At 37.0% G+C, this 2388-nt stretch carries 1 protein-coding gene; it reads right to left on the bottom strand.

The window, feature by feature from the left end:
- Nucleotides 1–156: 156 nt before the first annotated feature.
- Complete coding sequence (locus tag D5R40_RS32240) at nucleotides 157–1392, bottom strand: LL-diaminopimelate aminotransferase (protein ID WP_124144895.1); 1236 nt, start codon at nucleotides 1390–1392, stop codon at nucleotides 157–159.
- Nucleotides 1393–2388: the final 996 nt, after the last annotated feature.

Genomic DNA, 2388 nt, shown 5'->3' with positions numbered 1-2388 from the left:
AATTTTTTTAAGTTTTTTCACTAATAAAAATTATTAAAAATACGGTGCAAAAACTCACACTTAGGGTAGACAAATAAACTTGATTTACCACAGAATATCCATATCTCAAGATTTGCCCACCCTACTTAATCTTACTTGATTTTAGCGATCGCCTACCTAAACTGTAAATTTCTCAGTTATCCGTTTCATCGCCTCGTTAACATTTTCCCGACTATTAAAAGCGGAAATTCGGAAGTAACCTTCACCTGCAGCACCGAAACCTGAACCGGGTGTACCGACAACATTACAGTTGTGCAACAGTTTATCGAAAAAATCCCAACTAGACAAACCTGTAGGAGTCTGCACCCAAACATAAGGCGCATTCACACCACCATAAATAGTTAACCCTGCTGCTTGTAACTGGGAACAAATAATTTTGGCATTCTCTAAATAAAATTCGATCAATGCTCTAACTTGTGCTTTTCCTTCCTCGGAGTAAACTGCCTCAGCACCACGCTGCACAATATAAGAAACTCCATTAAATTTTGTGCAATGACGGCGGTTCCACAATTTCCATATTTCCACATCCGAACCATCAGCAGCTTTCCCTTTGAGAGTTTTCGGCACAACAGTCAGCGCACAACGAGTACCAGTAAAACCAGCATTCTTAGAAAAGGAGCGAAATTCTATTGCGCAATCTTTTGCTCCTTCTATTTCATATATAGAGTGGGGAAGACTTGCATCAGTAATAAATGCTTCGTAAGCAGCATCGAACAAAATAATCGCATCATTCGCTTTTGCATAATCTACCCAAGTCTGGAGATATTCTTTTGTGGCAGTGGCACCAGTGGGGTTATTGGGGAAACATAGATAAATCAAATCTACCTTTTGAGTAGGAAGTTCGGCAGTAAAATTATTTTCTGCGGTAATTGGTAAATAAACTAAACCCTCATATTCCCCTTTTTCATTCACATCTCCTGTATTACCTGCCATTACATTAGTATCTACATACACCGGATAAACTGGGTCAGTCACGGCAATAGTATTATCGTGGCCAAAAATGTCGAGAATATTACCAGTGTCGCATTTAGATCCATCAGAGATGAAAATTTCCGAGGCATCAATATCACATCCCCTAGCTTGGAAATCTTCAGCAGCAATTTTCTCCCGCAACCAACCATAACCTTGTTCTGGGCCATAACCTTTAAAAGTAGAGCGATCGCCCATTTCTTCTACTGCTTTAATAATGGCCTGACGACAAGCTGCTGGCAGGGGTTCGGTGACGTCCCCAATACCTAGTTTAATAATTTTGGCCTCTGGGTGAGCTTCAGCGAAGGTATTTACTCGACGGGCGATTTCTGGGAATAGATATCCTGCTTTAAGTTTGAGGTAATTATTGTTAATTGTTGCCATGATAGATTGCCAAAAATGATTTACAACAGATCAGTATGTCAGATTATCCCCATTTTTGTTAACTAGGCAACATTGTTTCTTTTTTCCGCAAAACCTAACTATAACAATCCTATTTAAGTTGTAATATTTTGCTGGCAGTTAGGAGTTAGGAGTCAGGAGTCAGGAGTTAGAATTTATTCATGTTTTCAGTTCAAATTAAATATTATAAAAATTTTCACAACCAATTTAGGATTACTATATTTAAACCTGTAATTTTTTTTGGTAATTCCTGTGAATTAACTACTGCTCATAGGTAGTTTTAACAATTATTGAAGAAGGCAGAAGGCAGAAGTTAGAAGGTAAGCATTCAGGTGTCAGCTATACAGCCATCAGCTATTAACTTAATTGCGCTTTTTTGAGGAATCAGAATTGAAATATTTAACAGAATTAAAATTCTGAAATAAATTAGCTACTTGCTCACGACTCAAACTCAATATTACTCAAATCCTCAAACTACTAATTCCTGTTAACGTAGTTCCTCCGGAGGAGGAAAGCTGACCGCTAATGGCTGAATGCTGAGGTTATAAGTTAGATTTGATCGACTAAAAACTTTGATAAGACGATAGTTTCGGGCAATTATTTGACATTTAAACTTGGAAACTATTTGTGACATCCCTAAAGTTAATTGGTATAAGAAAGAAGAAGTAAAAAGTAATAAGGCTTTAGTTATCTAGGAGAGAAGGAAGAAGGCAAAAGTGAATGGGAATAGTCTTCGACAAACCACTTTTTGTCTACAATTGATTGGGGTTTATAGAAACCCTTTCAGGTGGGATATTAAACTCATCAAGAAAAAGATAATTACCTCTCCTAAAAACCCATAGGATTGACGAAGGGGATTTTTGGGATTTATTTCTTCTTTACAGAAAAGCTTTTTCACCTTAATTATTCGGTAAAACTCTTGTTTTGCTCTAGATTAATATCAATAACTGTCAAAGTATTTCTGGGAGATAAGTTAGT

It is taken from the genome of Okeania hirsuta, assembly GCF_003838195.1.
Lineage (GTDB): Bacteria > Cyanobacteriota > Cyanobacteriia > Cyanobacteriales > Microcoleaceae > Okeania > Okeania hirsuta.
The sequence above is the reverse complement of the archived record's forward strand: the minus strand, read 5'-3'. Positions and strand labels throughout refer to the sequence as shown.

What these genes read in the sequence shown, in the direction of transcription:
- D5R40_RS32240 (WP_124144895.1), bottom strand. Translation starts at nt 1,392, where the DNA reads ATGGCAACAATTAACAATAATTACCTCAAACTTAAAGCAGGATATCTA.